A 20,541-nucleotide genomic window follows, 5' to 3' on the forward strand; every position below is an offset into this window, starting at 1 on the left:
GTTGGAACTGAACTTTCCGATAGGCACCCACATCGTGGTTCCGTCAGACCAGAGGCCTGCAGGACCGAACTCGCCGTCGTAGTTGTAATGCGAGAAGGCCTCGACGTCGGCGTCGATGTCATAGTGTGGCTGACGGCGGCCGGTGGCCAACTCGTAGGCCAAGATCTGCTTGGTCTTGCCCTCGAGGAGCCACATGGTGAGTCCGTCAGACCAAATGCCCCTCACCCAGTCCTTCAAGCCAAAGCCGGTGCTGAAGGACCGTTCGTCTGAGAAGGCGCCGGTCTCCAAGTCGTAGGCAAAAATGACGCCGTTGTGGTCCGACACCCACAGGGTGGTGCCGTCCCCCCACAACCCTCTCGGCTTACCGTTACGGTACGCCGCCCACTCCGCTGATGACACGCCATCGTAGGGGTCTTTGAGGTCGATGTCTCGCTCGTTCCGGCGCTGGCCGGACTCTAGCTCGTAGGCGAACAGCCAATCGCGGCTGTCATCTATGGCCACCCACATGATGGTCCCGTCAGACCACATGTCACGAACATTTCTGTGCCAGTCGACTCGCAGCCCGTCATTGTCCTTGTCGGCAATGCGTTCGCCGGAATCGAAGTCGTAAGCAAATATCTTGTCGGCAATATGCCCGTCGCTCACCCACACGGTGCTGCCGTCGGACCAGATGCCGTGCAATATCGGAGACTGACGGCCGTCATCGTCAAGGTTCAGAAGATCGCGCGAGGGATCCCGGTCTGGGTTGGACTCCTCGGGCGTCGACTCGGTCGAGTCTTGGGCGCCTGCGGGGTTCACTGCCGTCGCCGCCAGGAGCGCGAAGACAGCCAATAGCGACATCAGCAGTCGGGACGGCCGGCTCGCGGCTGTCAACCTGTACTTCTTGTCTCGGCTCTCTGACCCATTCATAAGGATGCCTTTCTTGTTCATGCCGACTTCGCTTTCTCGGTAGTTCTCGGTGACCTGTCGGGGCCTACAGCCCGCCTGGAGCGGCGACCCTCTGAGAGGAGCCGCCTTCGACCGCGCTGTGCTTCAACTTGGCTGCGGTTCCGTCGGCGTTGACGATCGTGCCGCCATTGAGCTGCAGAGAGTTCGCGGGAATCGTCACGCCGTCGCTGTCGGAGTCGCCTTCGACGATCGTGTAGCGGAACACGGCCGTTGCTCCGTCGCTGCCTGCGTAGTCGGCCAAGCGTTCGACTCCGCCGATGTCCAGCGCAATCTGCGGGGTGCCCGTCACCGTGACACCGGAATCGAATCGGACATTCACCGTGATGACATCGCCGACGAAATAGTTGCCGCCGGCGCGACTCGAACTGAACTCGACACTCTGGATCCTGGGAGGAGCTGCCGAAACGGTCACCACAACGTCGAGCGTCGCTTCGTAACCCTCGAAGACTTGCGAGCTGGCAACGATGGTCACCTCGTAGTCGCTGTCACCGTCAGCATCGAGTGGCTCGGCGTGATGCGGCTGGCTGGCGAACTCCAGTGAAACCCCATCATCGACGTCGGTGAGTCGAAAGTCGTCCTTGTCTGCGCCTTCCAAGGACCAAGACACATACGCGCCGTACTTCGTAACGCTGAAGGTGCCGACTGACTCGTCGGTTCCGGTGTAGACCGTCGCCGATGACGAGCCCAGTATCTCGAAAGGCGGCGGCTGAACTAGGTGTGGGGCACTGTCCGTCACTGGGCCGTGCGTCAGCGGCGAGTGCCTTCCCCGTCTGTCAGTGATTGAGCCTCCGTTGAGCCGCAGGGAAGTGGAGTCAATCGAGACGCCGTTGTTGTCCTCATCGCCGTCGACAACGGTGTATTCGAAAAATACATATGGCCCGCGTGCGGAGAGAAATTCGGCGGTTCGTGCAGTGCCACCGACGTTGAGCAGCAACTGAGGTGCACCATCGACCACCACTGGCTCTTCGAGCTGAGCCCATTGCGGAGCCGCGGGGTCGCCGAAGTGGACCCTGACGCGGATGGTGTCACCGGGGTAGAACACAGGGCCTCCAGCTAGGCGGAAATCGAGGCCAAGCACCGCAGGCCCGTCGCCCTGGACCGTGACGGTTGCGTCGGCGGACCCGGAGCGGCCGCCGCTCGTGCTGGCTTCCACGGTGACCTCGTACACATCGTCGCCGTCGGAGTCGTCGCCGCCTGAGTACTGGTACGCGGCGGCGAAGCCCAGGTCGCCGTCGCTGCTGATCTGCAACATGTCGCTGTCAGGACCGGACAGTGACCATTCGACGTTCTCGCTGGTACCTGTCGCACTGAAAGACCCCACGTCGCCGCTGAACCCGCTGGGGACCGCATAGGACGTGCGCCCTTGGAGCGTCAGCGGCACTGGGTGCGTCGTCACCGTCAGGATTTCCGATTCCTGATTCCACTCATGAACCTGGCTCGCCTGACGTATCACGAACCGCTTCGCGGGCACATGGAGCGTTACCGACCCTCGGCCGAGATCAGTCCGACGTAGCGTGAGGTGGTACAGCTGATCGCTTAGGCCCCGAACATCGCTTATCCAGCCTCCCGTGACGTCGATATCCGACCATGCTTCAAAGGCCGTACCATCATCAGCGGTAGTGACCACCGGGTGCGAAAGGCGCAGTTGAACGTCGAATTCGGCAGCGGTAATCGGCTCGGGAGACTGCAATTCCCAAGTAACCGTCAACGGGGCGCCAATCGTAAACTCAATCGAGCCCGCCTCATTCGTCTCGCCTTCAAACTCCACACTCCCTGCCGGAACCGACACCGTCAAAGTCTCAGAGTCGGCGCCGAAGTCGGGTCGAATTTCGAAGAACTTGATATGCGAGCCGCGATGATGATCGGTGGCTCTCAAGACGGTTCCATTGACCACTTCGACACTGTCCAAGTCGAAATCCGTCACTTGCACTGCTGACCCGCCGCGAAGAAATGCGACACGAACAATGAAGTCAGCTCGCACTGTCGTGCGGTTCGTCTCGGTGCCCGACTCGCTCACCCTGTGGAGCCATGGCGTCAGCGTGCGGGCACGGTCGTCAACGGCGCTTTCTCCGCCAGGGTCTTCGGCCTGGGATTCGGTCGATTCTTGGGCGCCGGCGGGACTCACCGCCGCTGCCAGCACGAGCACCAACACAGCAAGAAGCGACATCAGCCGCCGGGATACCGAAGTCAGGGAGCTGTTGTGCCCGGCAGTCCTTTCGCCCCGGGGACTCTGAACTTGGGTCTTTGGCCGGTTCATGTCAACTTCCTTGCTTGCGGACCAGATCTATCGGGGCTCTACAGCCCGCCTGGGGTGGCGACTCTCTGGCCGGAGCCGCCCTGGATCGCGGTGTGCTTCAACTTGGCTGCGGTTCCATCGGCGTTGACAATCGTGCCGCCGTTGAGCCGCAGGGAGTTCGCAGGAATCGTCACGCCGTCGCTGTCGGCGTCGCCTTCGACGACCGTGTAGCGGAACACGACCACCGCCCCGTCAGTGCTGTGGTAATCGGCCAGGCGTTCGACCCCGCCGATGTCCAGCGCGATCTGAGGCGTGCCCGTGACCGTGACGCTGGTGTCGAATTCGACATTCACCGTGATGACGTCGCCGACGGCGTAGTTGCCGTCATCAAGACTCGTACCCGATGAGACGTTCCTGCCAGGACTCTGACCGAAGTAGATATTGTCGATTTCGGGAGGAGGAGCGACGACAGTCACCACGAGGTCAACAGACGCCTCGTATCCCCCAATTCTGCTGATGTCGAAGCCGATTTCTTCCGCTTCGAGGATGTCTTCTTCCGCAATGGCGATGATGGTCACTTCGTAGTCGTTTTGGCCGTCGTCATCGAGCGGCGTGGCGTGATCTGGGGGGCTGGCAAAAAGCAGATCGACTGCCTTGCCGCTGTTGTTGACTTCGCCTGATGCTTGGAAGTGCTGGCTGTCTGGGCCAATCAGAATCCACCTCACCCATTTGGTTTCAGCCGTGGTGAACCTGTCGACGAATTTGGCCCCCCCGTACCTCGTCAGCGATGTCGGACCCGTTATCTCGAAGGGCACCGGACGCACCACGTGATCGGGACTGCTCGGCAGCAAGGAATTCGTCAAGGGCGACTTGCTTCCGCTGCCGCCGGCTATCGAACCGCCATTGAGGCGCAGAGAATTCTTGTCAATCGAAACCCCATTAGCGTCTTCATCGTCGGCGGCAACGGTGTATTCGAAGAAGACCTGCGACTGATGCGAGGAGCGGTACTCGGCGACTCGGGTTGTGCCTCCGACATTCAGCATCAGCTGAGGTGAGCCCCCGACACGAACTGATATCGGAGCGTCGCCGTAGCCGAACGTGACCGTGGCGCTGATGGTGTCGCCGGGATAGTAGACAGAACGCTCGCCCTTGAGGATCAAGCGTTCGTCGGGGTTCGCAGGACCCAGATGGATGTCGATCACCCGGGGTCCGTCGCCGAAGACGCCTACACTTGTGTCGGCGGACCCGGAGCGGCCAGCGCTGGTGCTGGCTTCTACCGTGACCTCGAACACGTCGTCGCCATTGGCGTCGTTTCCGCCCACGAATTGCGCATATTGCGGCGCCGCGAAGCACAGCACGCCGCTGTTGCTGATCTGCAAGAGGTCGCTGTCGGGGCCGGACAGCGACCATTGAACCTCATCGTCAGCGTTGTCGTCGTCCGCACAGGCGTCAGCGGAGTCGTCATCCGCGGCGTCAGAGCCATCCGCCGAGTCGCTGTCAGCAGAGTCGCCGACAGCGGAGTCGCCATCCGCTACGACACGATCCGCCACGATGTGGAACCGCCCCAAGACGCCAGAAAACCCGCTGGGAACTCCGGCGGAATTGGCCCCGCCGATCACCAGCGGCGGCATCGACTCTGTCTGGGTCTCTGAATCGCTGCCAGCAGTGTCGCCGTCGGCTGAGCCGTCGCCTTGGGAGCTGCCGTCTGCTGAGTCTTCGGGCGACGAATCGGTCGATTCTTGGGCGCCGGCGGGACTCACTGTCGTCGCCGCCAGGAGCACGAATGCTGCAAGAAGCCACAGCAGCGTTGACAGCCGGCGACCGCCATATCCCGCAGAACTCTGACGCTGCCGAGCTTGACTGAATGACCTGTTCATAACGGTTGCCCTCTCAGGTGGAGTCGAGGACGAGTTGCGGCGTGTGCACAGCGAGCGGCCTCGATTGAGCGAGCGCAGTGCTGTCCCCCATTTGCGGCTCAGCCGCCTTCAGCGAGGCGGTACCAGCCGCCGCCGATGAGAGTCCCGTCGACGTCGACCAGCCACATGCGCATGGTCTCGGGGCCGATGCCCTCGGGGTTCTCATCGGCAGTGATCCAGCCGCCCTCGGCGGTGGCATTGCGCACTGCGGGCCCCAGCAGATCTTCAATGTCGCTGCCGATGAGCCCAGAATCGATATGGGCCAGGATCGTGCCGTCGGGATCAGCGGCGATTCCCGTGAAGAATCCGTCGAGCGCGTCGGTGCGGTTGTAGTACTCCGCGATCGGTATCAGGCCAGCGTTGATGCCGCTGGGATCGTTTGAAAACTCCAAGAAGGCGTCCATTCCGCCGCTGCGAAAGCGCTCGGCCGCCGCCGAGAAGAGCTGGGGCGCGAACTCATCGGTGTCGATGTACCAACCCGAGCCGAACAGCAAGCCGTCGTGGCGCACCACCCAGGCGTTCTTCAGCTCGAACGAGTCTTCGTCGCCGAGCGCGCCACTCGCCGGATTCGAAAACACGTAAGGCACCCACTTGCCGGCTGAGGTGGCTGCCAGCATCTCGGCTCCGAAGACGTACCCGTTGACGTCGGTGCCGATCCAGCCGTTCAGGTCAGCGCCCAAGCGGTTGCTGTCGTAGTGGCCGATGATCGTGGCGTCGGAGTCGACGACGAAGACATACCACTGGCCGTCGACGCTGTCGGGGCTGTTGACCTCGGCGAGCAACGCGTCCCGCCCTGCGCTGTCGTACAGGTCGATGGCCTGGCTCACGACGAACTGCGTGTAGGACGCGGCATCCGACTTCGGCGGCGGCTCGTCGCTGGCCTCTGCCTGGTCCGGCTGAGCCGTGGCGTCGTCCCCTACCGGCTCCGACTCGACATCTTCGCCCGCCGGCTCCGACTCGACATCTTCGCCCGCCGGCTCCGACTCGACATCTTCGACCGCCGGCTCCGATGTCGGGGTGGCCGTCGCCGTAGTGACCTCGACGGTCTCTTCGACAGACACATCGGACATGTCGGCCTGCGACTCGACATCTTCGACCGCCGGCGTCGATGTCGGGGTGGCCGTCGCCGTAGTGACCTCGACGGTCTCTTCGACAGACACATCGGAAATGTCGGCCTGCGGCTCGACATCTTCGGTGCAGCCGACTGCCAAGAATGCGGCTGCGACCACACAGGTCGCCGTGAGTCGTCGCACCGACCGCGCAGATCCTCTCTGCACCGGTCGCCTGATCGCACCTTCCACCAAACGCCTCTCGCAGGGAACTGCCGACACCGAATAGCTGCCGACACTGGTAAGTCTAATCTACAACATAATTGAGTCAATACCTATCCGTCAGCACGAGATCAGGCACCTGCTGTGATCGGTGAGGTGCAGCTCGGCGGCGGGACGGGCTCGCGTCTTGCGGTTGTTTCCCCGGGGGCTTTCCCGAGGCAGTGTCGCTGGGGCCTGGCGCTCTATGACGCGGCCACGACCTGCCCCGGGGTGCGAACCGCCTGCACGTCATGCAATATCGTGCCGCCGTTCAGCCGATCCCAGTAGTACACGTTGACCATCAGGTACTTGCCGACGTCGTCCTCAGTGGGGGTGTAGGACTCCCCGTAGTGGGCCTGCGGTATCGACCAGTTCGGCGCGTAGAAGACGATGCGCTCGTAGTCGGCGTGATCGGTCCTGGTCACGGTCTCCGACATCCCGCGATACCAAGCGACCTTGGTGACAACGACCTCGCCGTCGGACCAGATCCCCGCCGGCATGGCGCCGCCAGCAGCGGAAGCGGCGCGCCCCAACACGGCGCCGCCCGCTGCGGGGGCCATGCTCCCCCGGCGCGGGCCCCTAGGGCTGCGAAGAGGCCGTGACCGTCGCGGTGTGCTCGGCGGTCCACGGCGAGGCCGAGACCTTGCCCTTCTCGTCGCGGAAGCGGGCGCGGATCTGCACCTTGTAGACAGCGCCCTCCTCGAGGCCGGCGAGGGTCACCGAGGCGGCGTCGCCCGCGGGCCGCGCGTTGCCGCGGTGGGCCTCGTCGGGCTGCCAGTACGACAAGTAGTCCAGGTCGTCGCGGGCCCACATCACCCGGTATTCGAACGGCGCCAGCACCGGCGCCTCCCACGACACCGTCAGCTCCCCCGCCGCCCCGCTCGACAGCACCACCGCGCCGATCTCGTCCTCAGCCCGCACCACCGCAACCTGCTCTTGCTCGTCGCCCTGCTGCTCGTCGCCCTGCTGCTCGTCGCCCTGCTGCTCGTCGCCGGCCTGCTGGTCGTCGGCGGCCTCGCCGCTGTCGCCATCATCGCCGCCGGTGTCGGGCCCTTCCACGAACACCACCAACGAATTCGACACCGGCCGACCATCAGCAGTGCACACCGCGTGACGGCCATCGCAACCGGTGCCCTTGAACACCGTCAGCCTCAGCCGCTCGTCGTCGCCGACCCTGACCGTGAACTCCCACACATCGCTCGCCCCCCCGACGCGCCGCGCGCCGACCAGCTCATGGGGGGAACCCACGAACAGCGCCCAGCCGCCGCGCATCGTCTCAACGCCCACCGCCAACGGCTCGCTGAACCGCACCCGCACCGCCAAATCAGTGCCCGCGCCCCCATGAGCAGCAGGCAGCTCCTCGAAACTCGCCGTCACCGGCGGCCCCACAGACCCAGACTCCGACACATCCGACTCCGACTCCGACTCATCAGACCGCTGCTCAGACCCAGACTCCGACTCAGACTCCGACTCATCAGACCGCTGCTCAGACCCAGACTCCGACTTATCAGACTCCTCCTGCTGAAGCGATTCTGGTCCGTCACCGTCGCTCTCGCCGCCCACAGCGTCGTCGCTGCCATCGCTGTCGTTGGCGGGACGGGTCAGCACCACCGTGTAGGTGAGTATGTCCTCGCCCGCCACCACGGTGATGGTCACCACGTTCGCGCCCACCGACAGGCTCACCTCATGCACATCAGTAACCGAATCGGCGTCCGCGGGCAGCACCGTCACCGATGCCCGCTCATCAGCAGCCACAGCCGACACCGTCACGCTCTCGACATCTGCACCCACCTCGGACGCATAGGTCAGCTGATCCGCCGAGAACGCCAGCTCCACACCGCTCACCGCCAGCGACGACAGCGCCGCGCTGGGCGGCGACGGCAGCGGAGGCGGTGGATCTCCGGCGTTGATCCTCAGCGTGTAGGTGCGGGTGTCGTCGCCGTTCGCCGACGTCACCACCACCGTGTTCAGCCCTTCCGCCAAGTCCACCTGCACGCCGCCCACAGCGGCATCCGCGTCCGCCACGGAGAACGAAACCTCCGACGACGAGAACGCCGCAGCAGCCGACAACGTCACCCGCGACACCCCATCAGGCGCCTGCACCAGGTAATCGAACCGGTCCGCGGCAAACGGAATGTGCGCGTCGCTGACATCGAGCCACGACAGCAGCCCGCTCTGCGGCATGTTGAACGCCCAGATCTGGGTGCCCCACCGGCCATCGCCAGCCCACATCGTCGCGCCGTCAGACCAGATGCCCGTCGTGCGGAACATGTAGTCCAACTCACCAAAGTCCAGCTCGGGCACACGCTCACCCGACTCCAGGTCATAGGCGCGGATCTCCCCGTACTCAGCCTCGCCGAACCCACCCCTGCTGGCTGTCACCCAGATGGTCTTGCCGTCCGACCACAGGCCCATCGCTTTGTAGATCTCACCCAGTTCTATGTCCGAGTTGGGCCGACGGTCGCCGGTGGCGAGGTCGTACGCGCGCAGATCTTGGACGTCGTCGTCCACAACCCACATCGTGTCCCCGTCAGACCATATGCCCCTGAGCACTGGGTAGCAGCAGAGTTCGGTGTCGATGTCCCTGTCCGGCGTGCGCTCACCCGTTTTCGCCTCATACGCTTGGATGACGAACTCGTGGTACCCGGGAGACGCCCACATCGTGGTCCCGTCGGACCACAGCCCGTAGATCGAATTGGGAACGTTCGCCAGGCGGAGGTGCCGGCCACTCGACGGCAGACCGGATTCGAGGTCATACGCGAACAGCGTGCGAGCGTCGCTCCCCCACAACGTGGTTCCCTGGCCAAAGAGCAGCCCTACCTGTAACCCCGTAGTCAGGGGAACGTACGGGAGTCTGGGATCGGACGGAAGTTGGGGATTGTCAGGGTCACGTGCGGAGGCATTGTCGAAGTCGAATTTGATGTCCTTGTCGGGGTTGCGGGTCATGGCCGGCCCGGGGTCTCGCATCACCACCACCGTGTACTGCTGCTGCACGTTGCCGTCAGCGGAGCCGACGCTCACCCGCACCCAGTTGCGGCCCGGCGCCAGGCTCACCTGGTGGCCCACCGTATCGGCGTCCGCATCGGCGGGGCTGACCGACACGCTCGCCGCGGGGTTCGCCGCCGTCGCGGTCACCGTGGTCACCGACACATCCGCGGCCACGTTCGCCGCGTACACCAGCACCTCCCCCGAAAAGCCGCCGAAGTCCACACCCGAGAGGCTCAACGAGCTCAGCGACGCATCATCAGCCGCCGGCGGCGGGTCCGCCATCGAATCCATGGGCGGGTCGGCGTTCTGCGCCCCCGCAGGAAGCGCACCAGCCGCCAGCACCGCCACCGCCGCCAGCGCACCCCAGCGAACCAGCCGGCGCCGCCGCCTACGAGCATCCGGCGCCGCCGCCCCGCCGCCTCCGCCGCCTGAAGCTGCCCAATCCACCACAGCGCACCCCTTCCGTGCCCGGCGAGCCACACCAGCGCGGCCCTGCGCCCAGCCATAGTACATCCGTACCGGCACCCACGAACCGGCACCCACGAACCGGCACGAACACCGCGCGGCCACCAAAACCGCAGCAGCCCGCCGGCAGCCTGCTATCGGCAAGACGGAGCCGCGGTACAGCCGCTGGCGCTGGTCAGGCGCCCGGGCTGCCGCCTCAGCGTCGAGACCGCGCCGCCTGGCTAGCCGCTGGGGCCCTCGACGAACACCTGGGCCGACCTCGACACCGGCCGCCCGTCCGCGGTGCACACCGCATGCTCGCCGTCACAGCCAGAGCCCTCGAACACCGTCACCGACAGCCTCCGGTCGCCGCCGACCCTGATGGTGATGTCCCACAGATCGCTGCGGCCCTCCACCCGCTTGGCCCTGACCACCCGATGCGGGGACTGCACGAACACCCCACCGCCGTCGCGCATCGTCACATAGCTCACCGCCAACGGCTCACTGAACCGAACCCGAACCACCAAATCGCTGCCCGCACCCGAATGCGCATCAGGCACCCCCTCAAAACTCGCCGTCAACGCCGGCCCCACAGACCCAGACTCCGACACATCAGACTCCGACTCCGACCGCTGCTCATCAGACCGCTGCTCAGACCCAGACTCCGACTCATCAGACTCTGACTGCTGAAGCGATTCTGGTCCGTCACCGTCGCTCTCGCCGCCCACAGCATCGTCGCTGCCCTCGCTCTCGCCGCCCACAGCATCGTCGCTGCCATCGCTCTCGCCGCCCACAGCATCGTCGCTGCCCTCGCTCTCGCCGCCCACAGCATCGTCGCTGCCATCGCTCTCGCCGCCCACAGCATCGTCGCTGCCATCGCTGTCGTTGGCGGGACGGGTCAACAGCACTGTGTAGGTGCGCATCTCCTCGCCTGCCACCACCGTGACCGTCACCACGTTCGCGCCCACCGCAAGGCCCACCTCATGCGCATCAGTAACCGAATCGGCGTCCGCGGGCAGCACCGTCACCGATGCCCGCTCATCAGCAGCCACAGCCGACACCGTCACGCTCTCGACATCTGCACCCACCTCGGACGCATAGGTCAGCTGATCCGCCGAGAACGCCAGCTCCACACCGCTCACCGCCAGCGACGACAGCGCCGTGCTGAGCGGCGGCGGCGGGGGTGGCGGCGGGTCGGCGCGGTTGATCCGCAGCGTGTAGGTGCGGGTGTCGTCGCCGTTCGCCGACGTCACCACCACCGTGTTCAGCCCCTCCGCCAAGTCCACCTGCACGCCGCCCACAGCCGCATCCGCGTCCGCCACCGAGAACGACACCTCCGACGACGAGAACGCCGCAGCAGCCGACAGCGTCACCCGCGACACCTCCAGCGGCACCCGCACCGAGTAGTCGAACCGGTCCGCGGAGAACGGGATGTCGGCGTCGCTGAGCTTCAGCCACGACAACAGTGCGTTGGCGGGCATGTTGAACGCCCTGATGGACTCGGAATACCGGGTCTCGCTGACCCACATCGTCGCTCCGTCAGACCAGAACCCCGCCATGTTGGCACCCTCGTATGCGGTGCTGTTGGTGCCGAGCGGGTCGGGAATGTCCAGGTCGCTCTTTCGCACACCTGTCTCCAGGTCGTAGGCCCAGATGCGGTTGGGTCCCGGGTAGATCTGGGAGGCGGCCCAGCCCTCGCCGACCCACATCGTTTCCCCGTCGGACCACAGCCCGAAGATCTTGTACCTCTCCGACAGCCCGGCGTCTGCTCTGTCGGCACCCGTCTCCAGCGCGATGTCGGCATCGGGCCGGCGCTCGCCGCTGGCGAGGTCGAACGCGAACACCTTCAAGGCATAGTTCTCGGCGACCCAGATCGTCTCGCCGTCGGACCACGCCCCGCGCAGCAGCTGCGACCCGGACTTCGCGCTCCGAGTGCTGATGTGCCGCTCAGGCAAGAACGCGCCTGCCTCGAGGTCATATGCCCTGATGACCTTCTGATGCAGATACGAGACCCACAAGATCTCCCCGTCAGACCACGCGCCGTTGACGACCGCGTTCAGCGTGGGAAAGGGACTGCACCCCGGCAGGAACGGGTCATCCAGCAGCCGAGGATCCAATTGCAGACCCGTCGCCAAGTCATAGCTTTGGATCGTGCACGCCTCCCGGATTTGGGAGCTGCCGCCATGGCCGATCAGCATGAGCCGGTCGTTGATGCCCCACACGCCCTTGAAATAGGCCCATCCGTCCTGCGGCGGGTCGCCGTGGATGCTGATGTCGGCATCGGCATTGCGGCTCATCGCCTCCCCCGGATCGCGCACCACCATCACCTCGTACTGCTGCTGCACCATCCCGTCGGCGGACGTCACCGACACCCGCACCCAGTTGCGGCCCCGATTCAACCCCACCTGATGCCCGTCGGTATCGGGGTCGGCGTCGTCAGCGAGGATCGACACCTCAGCCGCCGAATTGGCCGCCGTCGCGGTCACCGTGGTCACCGACACATCCGCGGCCACGTTCGCCGCATAGTCGGCCACATCCGGAGAGAACCCGCCGAAGTCCACACCCGAGAGGCTCAACGAGCTCAGCGACGCATCATCAGCCGCCGGCGGCGGGTCCGCCATCGAATCCATGGGCGGGTCGGCGTTCTGCGCCCCCGCAGGAAGCGCACCAGCCGCCAGCACCGCCACCGCCGCCAGCGCACCCCAGCGAACCAGCCGGCGCCGCCGCCTACGAGCATCCGGCGCCGCCGCCCCGCCGCCTCCGCCGCCTGAAGCTGCCCAATCCACCACAGCGCACCCCTTCCGTGCCCGGCGAGCCACACCAGCGCGGCCCTGCGCCCAGCCATAGTACATCCGTACCGGCACCCACGAACCGGCACCCACGAACCGGCACGAACACCGCGCGGCCACCAAAACCGCAGCAGCCCGCCGGCAGCCTGCTATCGGCAAGACGGAGCCGCGGTACAGCCGCTGGCGCTGGTCAGGCGCCCGGGCTGCCGCCTCAGCGTCGAGACCGCGCCGCCTGGCTAGCCGCTGGGGCCCTCGACGAACACCTGGGCCGACCTCGACACCGGCCGCCCGTCCGCGGTGCACACCGCATGCTCGCCGTCACAGCCAGAGCCCTCGAACACCGTCACCGACAGCCTCCGGTCGCCGCCGACCCTGATGGTGATGTCCCACAGATCGCTGCGGCCCTCCACCCGCTTGGCCCTGACCACCCGATGCGGGGACTGCACGAACACCCCACCGCCGTCGCGCATCGTCACATAGCTCACCGCCAACGGCTCACTGAACCGAACCCGAACCACCAAATCGCTGCCCGCACCCGAATGCGCATCAGGCACCCCCTCAAAACTCGCCGTCAACGCCGGCCCCACAGACCCAGACTCCGACACATCAGACTCCGACTCCGACCGCTGCTCATCAGACCGCTGCTCAGACCCAGACTCCGACTCATCAGACTCTGACTGCTGAAGCGATTCTGGTCCGTCACCGTCGCTCTCGCCGCCCACAGCATCGTCGCTGCCCTCGCTCTCGCCGGCGGGACGGGTCAGCACCACCGTGTAGGTGAGTATGTCCTCGCCCGCCACCACGGTGATGGTCACCACGTTCGCGCCCACCGACAGGCTCACCTCATGCACATCAGTAACCGAATCGGCGTCCGCGGGCAGCACCGTCACCGACGCCCGCTCATCAGCAGCCACAGCCGACACCGTCACACTCTCGACATCTGCACCCACCTCGGACGCATAGGTCAGCCGATCCGCCGAGAACGCCAGCTCCACACCGCTCACCGCCAGCGACGACAGCGCCGTGCTGAGCGGCGGCGGCGGGGGTGGCGGCGGGTCGGCGCGGTTGATCCGCAGCGTGTAGGTGCGCGTGTCGTCGCCGTTCACCGACGTCACCACCACCGTGTTCAGCCCCTCCGCCAAGTCCACCTGCACGCCGCCCACAGCCGCATCCGCGTCCGCCACCGAGAACGACACCTCCGACGACGAGAACGCCGCAGCAGCCGACAGCGTCACCCGCGACACCCCATCAGGCATCTCCACCGAGTAGTCGAACCGGTCCGCGGCAAACGGAATGTGTGCGTCGCTGACATCCAGCCACGACAACAGCCCGCTCTCGGGCATGTTGAACGCCCAGATCTGGGTGCCCCACCGGCCCTCGGCGGCCCACATCGTCGCGCCGTCAGACCAGATGCCCGTCGTGCGCCACATGTAGTCCAACTCGCCGAAGTCCAGCTCCGGCACACGTTCACCCGACTCCAGGCCATAGGCGCGGATCTCCCCGTACTCAGCCTCGCCGAACGGACCCCTGCTGGCTGTCACCCAGATGGTCTTGCCGTCCGACCACAGGCCCACGGCGTGGTAGATATCGCCCAGGTCGATGTCCGAGTCGTGGCGGCGCTCGCCGTCTTCGAGACCGATCGCGAGCAGATCCTGGCTGTCCTTTTCCACAACCCACATCGTGTCGCCGTCCGACCACAGTCCCCGAAGCTGCGGTTCGCAGCAGAGCCCGGTGTCGAGGTCCCCCTCCCATGTGCGCTTGTCCCCGTCCCATGTGCGCTTGTCCGTCCCCAGCTCGTGGGCGATGATCTCGGAAAAGTAGTGCCCGGGAGACGCCCACATCGTGGTCCCGTCGGACCACAGCCCATTGATCATGTCCCTGGGCATGCCCTCCACGGGATAGTGAAGGTCGCCCTGAGGCAAACCGGACTCGAGGTCATATGCGAGCAGATGACGACCGTCGCTCATCCACAGCGTCGTACCCTCGCCCCAGAGCATCCCCGTGAACGGGCCACCGCCCTCGCTCCAGTCGTAGTCGGGATTGGTCGTGAATTCGTCGCTGCCGTAGGCGTATCCGATGTCCTTGTCGGGGTTGCGGGTCATGGCCGGCCCGGGGTCTCGCATCACCACCACCGTGTACTGCTGCTGCACGTTGCCGTCAGCGGAGCCGACGCTCACCCGCACCCAGTTGCGGCCCGGCGCCAGGCTCACCTGGTGGCCCACCGTATCGGCGTCCGCATCGGCGGGGCTGACCGACACGCTCGCCGCGGGGTTCGCCGCCGTCGCGGTCACCGTGGTCACCGACACATCCGCGGCCACGTTCGCCGCGTACACCAGCACCTCCCCCGAAAAGCCGCCGAAGTCCACACCCGAGAGGCTCAACGAGCTCAGCGACGCATCATCAGCCGCCGGCGGCGGGTCCGCCATCGAATCCATGGGCGGGTCGGCGTTCTGCGCCCCCGCAGGAAGCGCACCAGCCGCCAGCACCGCCACCGCCGCCAGCGCACCCCAGCGAACCAGCCGGCGCCGCCGCCTACGAGCATCCGGCGCCGCCGCCCCGCCGCCTCCGCCGCCTGAAGCTGCCCAATCCACCACAGCGCACCCCTTCCGTGCCCGGCGAGCCACACCAGCGCGGCCCTGCGCCCAGCCATAGTACATCCGTACCGGCACCCACGAACCGGCACCCACGAACCGGCACGAACACCGCGCGGCCACCAAAACCGCAGCAGCCCGCCGGCAGCCTGCTATCGGCAAGACGGAGCCGCGGTACAGCCGCTGGCGCTGGTCAGGCGCCCGGGCTGCCGCCTCAGCGTCGAGACCGCGCCGCCTGGCTAGCCGCTGGGGCCCTCGACGAACACCTGGGCCGACCTCGACACCGGCCGCCCGTCCGCGGTGCACACCGCATGCTCGCCGTCACAGCCAGAGCCCTCGAACACCGTCACCGACAGCCTCCGGTCGCCGCCGACCCTGATGGTGATGTCCCACAGATCGCTGCGGCCCTCCACCCGCTTGGCCCTGACCACCCGATGCGGGGACTGCACGAACACCCCACCGCCGTCGCGCATCGTCACATAGCTCACCGCCAACGGCTCACTGAACCGAACCCGAACCACCAAATCGCTGCCCGCACCCGAATGCGCATCAGGCACCCCCTCAAAACTCGCCGTCAACGCCGGCCCCACAGACCCAGACTCGTCCGTTTCAGTCTCGGGCTCGTCGGCCTGCTGCTGCTGGGCGGCCGGCGACGCCGACACCACCGCCGTGACCTCATCGGTCCACGGCGACGCCGACACCCTCCCCCCCTCGGTGAGGAACCGCGCCCGCACCCGCACCTTGTACGTCGCGCCCTCCTCCAAGCCCGACAGCGTCACCGAGGTGGCGTCGCCGTCAGGCCACGCGTTGCCCCGATGGGCCTCATCGGCCTGCCAATACGACAGATACCCCTGATCCTCACGAGCCCACATCACCCGATACCCGAATGGCGCCACACCCGGCGCTCCCCACGACACGCTCAACTCCCCAGGCGCACCACTCGACGCCACCACCGCGCCGACCTCATCAGCCGCCGACTCCTGAGACTCCTCGGACTGAGACTCCTCGGACCGCTGCTCCTCTTCGGACTGCTCCTCTTCGGACTGCTGTTCTTCGGACTGCTGCTGGGCCGGCTCCTTATGCTTCTCAATGGGGTCGTCACCGGGCACGAATCGCACATCCGGAGGCGGCGACGCCGCGGCCCGCTCGACGGTGACGGTGTACACCGTGGTTGTGCCGTCGGGCGCCGTCACCGTCGCCGTGATGGTGTTGGCGCCCTCCGCGAGGTCGACCTGGTGGCCGTCGGCGCCGGTGTCGGCGTCGGCGGGCGAGACGACGACCTCGGCCTCGTCGTCGAACACCTCATAGGTGAGCGTGGCCGAGCTCACCGTGGCGGCCACCGTCGCCGAGTAGTCCCTCGTCCCCTTGTCAAAAGTGCCGAAGTCGACGCCGCTCAGCGCCAGCGACGTCAACAGCGTGCTCACCGGCGCATCCACGGTCACGATGCTGTCGCTGAGATGGTCGGTCACCCACATGGTGTGACCGTCAGACCACACTCCCTGCGGGCGGGTCAGCTCGCCGTTCGTCCCCCGCACCTCCACATCGCGCTGCGGCTGGCGATCGCCGGTGGCTAGCTCATAGGCGTACAGCTTCGAATCCCAGTAGTCGGGCACCCACATCGTGACCGTGTCGGACCAGAGGTCGCCCGGAGTGTCGTTGCCGTGTCTTCCCAGACCGAGGATGTCCTTGGCCCCGACCCGCTGATTGGTGGCCGGATCGACGGCGAAGATCCGCTGGTGCTTCCGGTCGGTGTACCACATGGTCGTTCCGTCCGACCACAGGCCTGCCGGGCGCGCAGGGGTGAACCACGAGATAGTGACGTCGCGACTTGACGTGTACTCCCAGGTGGACAACTCGTAGGCGCGGGCCATTCCGTAGCGAGTGACGGCGACCCACATGATGTCGCCCTCGGACCACAACCCGACCACCGTGTCGTGGCCGCTCTCCAATCCGCCGAAGTCGCGGTCAGGCAGGCGCGCGAGGGTCTCCAAGTCGTAGGCGAACAGCGTGTTCGACTCCTGCTCGGCCGCCCATATGACCTCGCCGTCGGACCACAAGCCGCGCAGGCTCGGGCCAGTGCTTTTCTTCGGCAATCTGTCTGCAGGAGGGCGATGTATGTTCACGGTGTACAGCCGTGTCGTCGACAGGTCCGAGGACACCACGGTGATCGTGAAGCGGCGGTTACCGCCCTCTGCGAGGCCCATCTGGTAGCCGGCATCGCTCTTGGTGTGATAGGGCCAAACGGTCACTGTCGCGTTGGGGTCCGTCGCAGCAGCGGTGATGGTGGTCTGAGTGACGTCGTTGTCGACTTGGGCGTTGCAGGGACACTCATCGGGGTTGAACGTGGAGGCGCCGCTGAAGCTGAGCGTGCTGAGCGATGCGTCCGAGGAAAGAGTCGCGACGTCGTGCTTGACCACGTTCACGGTGTAGGTCCTGACCTGGGTGCCGAGCGTGACGGTGAGGGTGACGGTGTTGGAGCCCAGCGACAGGTCGACCTGGTGGCCGTCGGTGTTGCTGTCGGCGTCGGCGGGGCTGACGGTCACCGTCGCGTCGGATTCCGTGGCGGCTGCGGCGACGGTGGTGGCGCTCACGGTGTTGTCGGCCGCGGCCTTGTAGGTGTCGACCCTCGGGCGCAGTCCGCGGAAGCTGACGTCGGTGAACGAGAGGCTCGCCAGCCGCGCACGCGGTGCCATCGGGTAGGGGTAGACGATGAGGTCCTCGCTGTCGAGCACCCACATGGTGTCGCCGTCGGACCAGATGGCAGCGGGATCGTCGTTGCCGACTCTTGCCAGCGCGCCTATCTCGAAGCTGGTCTGGCGGTCGACGTAGTCCCAGTCGTAGGCGTAGGCGTAGATCCTGTCGTCGTCGTCGTCGAGCACCCACATGATCTCGCCGTCTGACCACACATCGCGTGGGGAACGGTTGCCGAAGCGCCCGCCGATGCTGCCGATAGTGCTGAAGGGCCGCCCGCCGTGACGGTAGTTGCCGGTGGTGAGGTCGACGACCAAGATCTGCGAGAACTCGCTGTCGGCGATCCACATGTTGGTCCCGTCGGACCAGATGCCCTCAGGCGCATAGTCGGCGATCGGGAACACGACCAGATCCGGCCGGTTTGGTCTGGTTCCGTTGCGGTCGTAGGCGGGTCGGCGTGCGCCGGTGGCGGGGTCGTAGGCGTAGAGCCCGCCGTAGAGGCCTTCGAGGGCGTAGAGGTGCTCGCCGTCGCTCCACAGGCCTCCTCCTTCGAATCTGCCGTCGCGCAGGTCGTCGCCGTGGATGTCGTGGGCGTGGGTGAGCGGGAAGTCGCGGTCGGTCTGGCGTGCGCCGGTTTGGAGGTCGTAGGCGTGGACCCAGTCGGGGCCGGCGACCCACAAGACGTCGCCGTCGGACCACATGGAGGCGACGGGCGTGGTGTCGGGGTCGAGGCGGATGACGCCGTCGGTGTAGGCGCGTCCCACGCTGATCGTGTACTGCGCGGTGGCGGACAGGTCGGAGGAGACCACCGTGACGGTGACGGCGGTGGTGGCGCCCGCGGCGAGGCTGACCTGGTGGCCGTCGGTCGCGGTGTCGGCGTCGGCGGGCGCGATGGTGACCGACGCGTGCGGGTCAGCGGGCGTCGCCGCGACGGTGACCGAGCCGACCGAGCTGTCCACCGCAGCGGCATATGAGCGGGTGTCGGCGCTGAAGGCGCCGATCCCGACTGCGTCGTCGGTGTCGGTCTCGGCCACGGTGAGCGCGCTCAGCGACGCGTCGCCGGTGACGGCGGGAGCGTCGACCTGGGTGACGCGCACCGTGTACACCGCCGACGCGGTCAGATCCGACGAGGCCACCGTGACGGTGACGGTGTTGGCGCCCGCGCCGAGCGCTACCTGATGGCCGTCGTCGGGATCGGAGTTCGCGTCCGCGGGCGCGATGGTGACCGACGCGTCCGCGTTCGTGGGAGTGGCGGTCACCGTGGCAGAAGTGACCGTGGACGGCACTACCGCCGCGTAGCGGCGGTCGTAGGGGTCGAACGCGCCGATGTCGACGCCGCTCAGGCTCAAGGCGCCCAGCGACGCGTCGTCGTCGACCGCGCCGAGCGAGGAGCGCTCCACGGCCACGTTGTAGGTCTCGACCAGCGTCCCGTTGGCGACCGTCACCGTGATCGCGTTCGCGCCCGGCGACAAGTCGACCTGGTGGCCCTCGGCGCCGCTGTCGGCGTCGGCGGGCGCGATGACAACCGACGCTCCCGAGCCCGCCGCCTCCGCGGCTACCGTCGTCTGCGTCGTCGCTGACGGCACCCGCACCGAATAGGAGAACCGGCCCGCGGAGAACACCCCGAAGTCCGCGCCGCTCAGCGACAGCGACCGCAGCAGCGCGCTGTCGGGCATCCGGTACGCGAACAGCCTCGACTCGCCGTCGTCGTTCGACTTGCCGCTGTCGGCCACCCACAGCACCGCCCCGTCCGACCACAGCGCCGCCGGACGGCCATTGCCCGCGGCGGCCAACGTGTCGAAATCCCCAGCAGGACGCCGCGCGCCCGTCGCCAGGTCGTACGCGTACACCTTGTCGTCGGCCATGTCGGCCACCCACAGCACCGACCCGTCCGACCACAACCCCGTAGGACGGTCGTTGCCCGCCGCATCCAGCGAGCCCACATCATCATCAGGCCGGCGCTCACCGGTCGCGAGATCGTACGCGTACACCTTGCCATCCCAGTAATCGGCCACCCACAGCACCGAGCCGTCCGACCACAGCCCCCGCGGCCAATCGTTGCCCGCCCCGCCCAGCGTCTCGATGCCCAGATGCGGCAGATGAGCACCGGTGGCCAGATCGTACGCATACACCTTGGAATCGGCGCCGTCGGCCACCCACAACACCGACCCGTCCGACCACATCCCCGTCGGAAACGTGTTGCCCGCCCCCCGCAGCGAATCCACATCATCGCCCGGCCGGCGCACGCCAGTCGCGGCATCGTACGCGAACACCTTGTCCTCCACCAGATCAGCCACCCACAACACCGACCCGTCCGACCACAACGCCCCCGGATACTCATTGCCCGCCCCAGCCAACGAGTCGAACTCCGCATCCACCAACCGGGAAAACGCCGCAAGCCCCTGCGCACCAGCACCACCAAACCCAACCGGCACCAACACCCCAGCCAACACCAACACCGCCGGCCACAACCGCCACCCACAACCGCGAGCAAACATTCCACAACTCCCCGCAAAGCTGAACCGGCACGAATATACCAACCCACAACCGCCATCAACAACACACCCGAACCAGCCCACCACACCAAACCGCGGACCCTCAGACCACGCCCGACACACAAAATCCCCG

At 66.5% G+C, this 20,541-nt stretch carries 9 protein-coding genes; all 9 read right to left on the reverse strand.

Annotation, left to right across the window (positions count from 1 at the left end; translation table 11 throughout):
• The coding region (locus ACOGXH_RS01265; protein WP_419927307.1) for a hypothetical protein at window positions 1-873 on the reverse strand (873 nt) is incomplete at its 3' end.
• 100 nt (window positions 874-973) lie between these two features.
• Window positions 974-3,115, reverse strand: coding sequence for a hypothetical protein (locus tag ACOGXH_RS01270; protein ID WP_419927308.1), 2,142 nt, complete (start codon window positions 3,113-3,115; stop codon window positions 974-976).
• 128 nt (window positions 3,116-3,243) lie between these two features.
• Window positions 3,244-4,944, reverse strand: coding sequence for a hypothetical protein (locus ACOGXH_RS01275; protein WP_419927309.1), 1,701 nt, complete (start codon window positions 4,942-4,944; stop codon window positions 3,244-3,246).
• 215 nt (window positions 4,945-5,159) lie between these two features.
• Window positions 5,160-6,353: a hypothetical protein gene (locus tag ACOGXH_RS01280; protein WP_419927310.1), complete on the reverse strand. Its 1,194-nt coding sequence runs from the start codon at window positions 6,351-6,353 to the stop codon at window positions 5,160-5,162.
• Window positions 6,354-6,613: 260 nt separating this feature from the next.
• Window positions 6,614-6,970 carry a hypothetical protein gene (locus ACOGXH_RS01285; RefSeq protein WP_419927311.1) on the reverse strand — a complete coding sequence of 119 codons (357 nt, stop codon included), beginning with the start codon at window positions 6,968-6,970 and terminating at the stop codon, window positions 6,614-6,616.
• Between the two features lie 19 nt (window positions 6,971-6,989).
• A complete protein-coding gene (locus ACOGXH_RS01290) occupies window positions 6,990-9,848 on the reverse strand; it encodes a cadherin-like beta sandwich domain-containing protein (RefSeq protein ID WP_419927312.1) in 2,859 nt (952 codons plus the stop codon).
• A 236-nt stretch (window positions 9,849-10,084) separates the two neighbouring features.
• A complete protein-coding gene (locus ACOGXH_RS01295; protein WP_419927313.1) occupies window positions 10,085-12,631 on the reverse strand; it encodes a cadherin-like beta sandwich domain-containing protein in 2,547 nt (848 codons plus the stop codon).
• Window positions 12,632-12,867: 236 nt separating this feature from the next.
• On the reverse strand, window positions 12,868-15,225 hold the full coding sequence (locus tag ACOGXH_RS01300; protein ID WP_419927314.1) for a cadherin-like beta sandwich domain-containing protein: 2,358 nt from the start codon (window positions 15,223-15,225) through the stop codon (window positions 12,868-12,870).
• Window positions 15,226-15,461: 236 nt separating this feature from the next.
• The gene (locus ACOGXH_RS01305) at window positions 15,462-20,411 is read right to left on the reverse strand and encodes a cadherin-like beta sandwich domain-containing protein (RefSeq protein ID WP_419927315.1); all 4,950 of its coding nucleotides are present in this window, start codon (window positions 20,409-20,411) and stop codon (window positions 15,462-15,464) included.
• Between the last annotated feature and the right edge of the window lie 130 nt (window positions 20,412-20,541).

It is taken from the genome of Candidatus Poriferisocius sp. (assembly GCF_965208355.1).
In the GTDB taxonomy this organism is placed as follows: domain Bacteria; phylum Actinomycetota; class Acidimicrobiia; order Acidimicrobiales; family Bin134; genus Poriferisocius.

What these genes read in the sequence shown, in the direction of transcription:
- ACOGXH_RS01270 (WP_419927308.1), bottom strand. Translation starts at nt 3,115, where the DNA reads ATGTCGCTTCTTGCTGTGTTGGTGCTCGTGCTGGCAGCGGCGGTGAGT.
- ACOGXH_RS01285 (WP_419927311.1), bottom strand. Translation starts at nt 6,970, where the DNA reads ATGGCCCCCGCAGCGGGCGGCGCCGTGTTGGGGCGCGCCGCTTCCGCT.
- ACOGXH_RS01305 (WP_419927315.1), bottom strand. Translation starts at nt 20,411, where the DNA reads ATGTTTGCTCGCGGTTGTGGGTGGCGGTTGTGGCCGGCGGTGTTGGTG.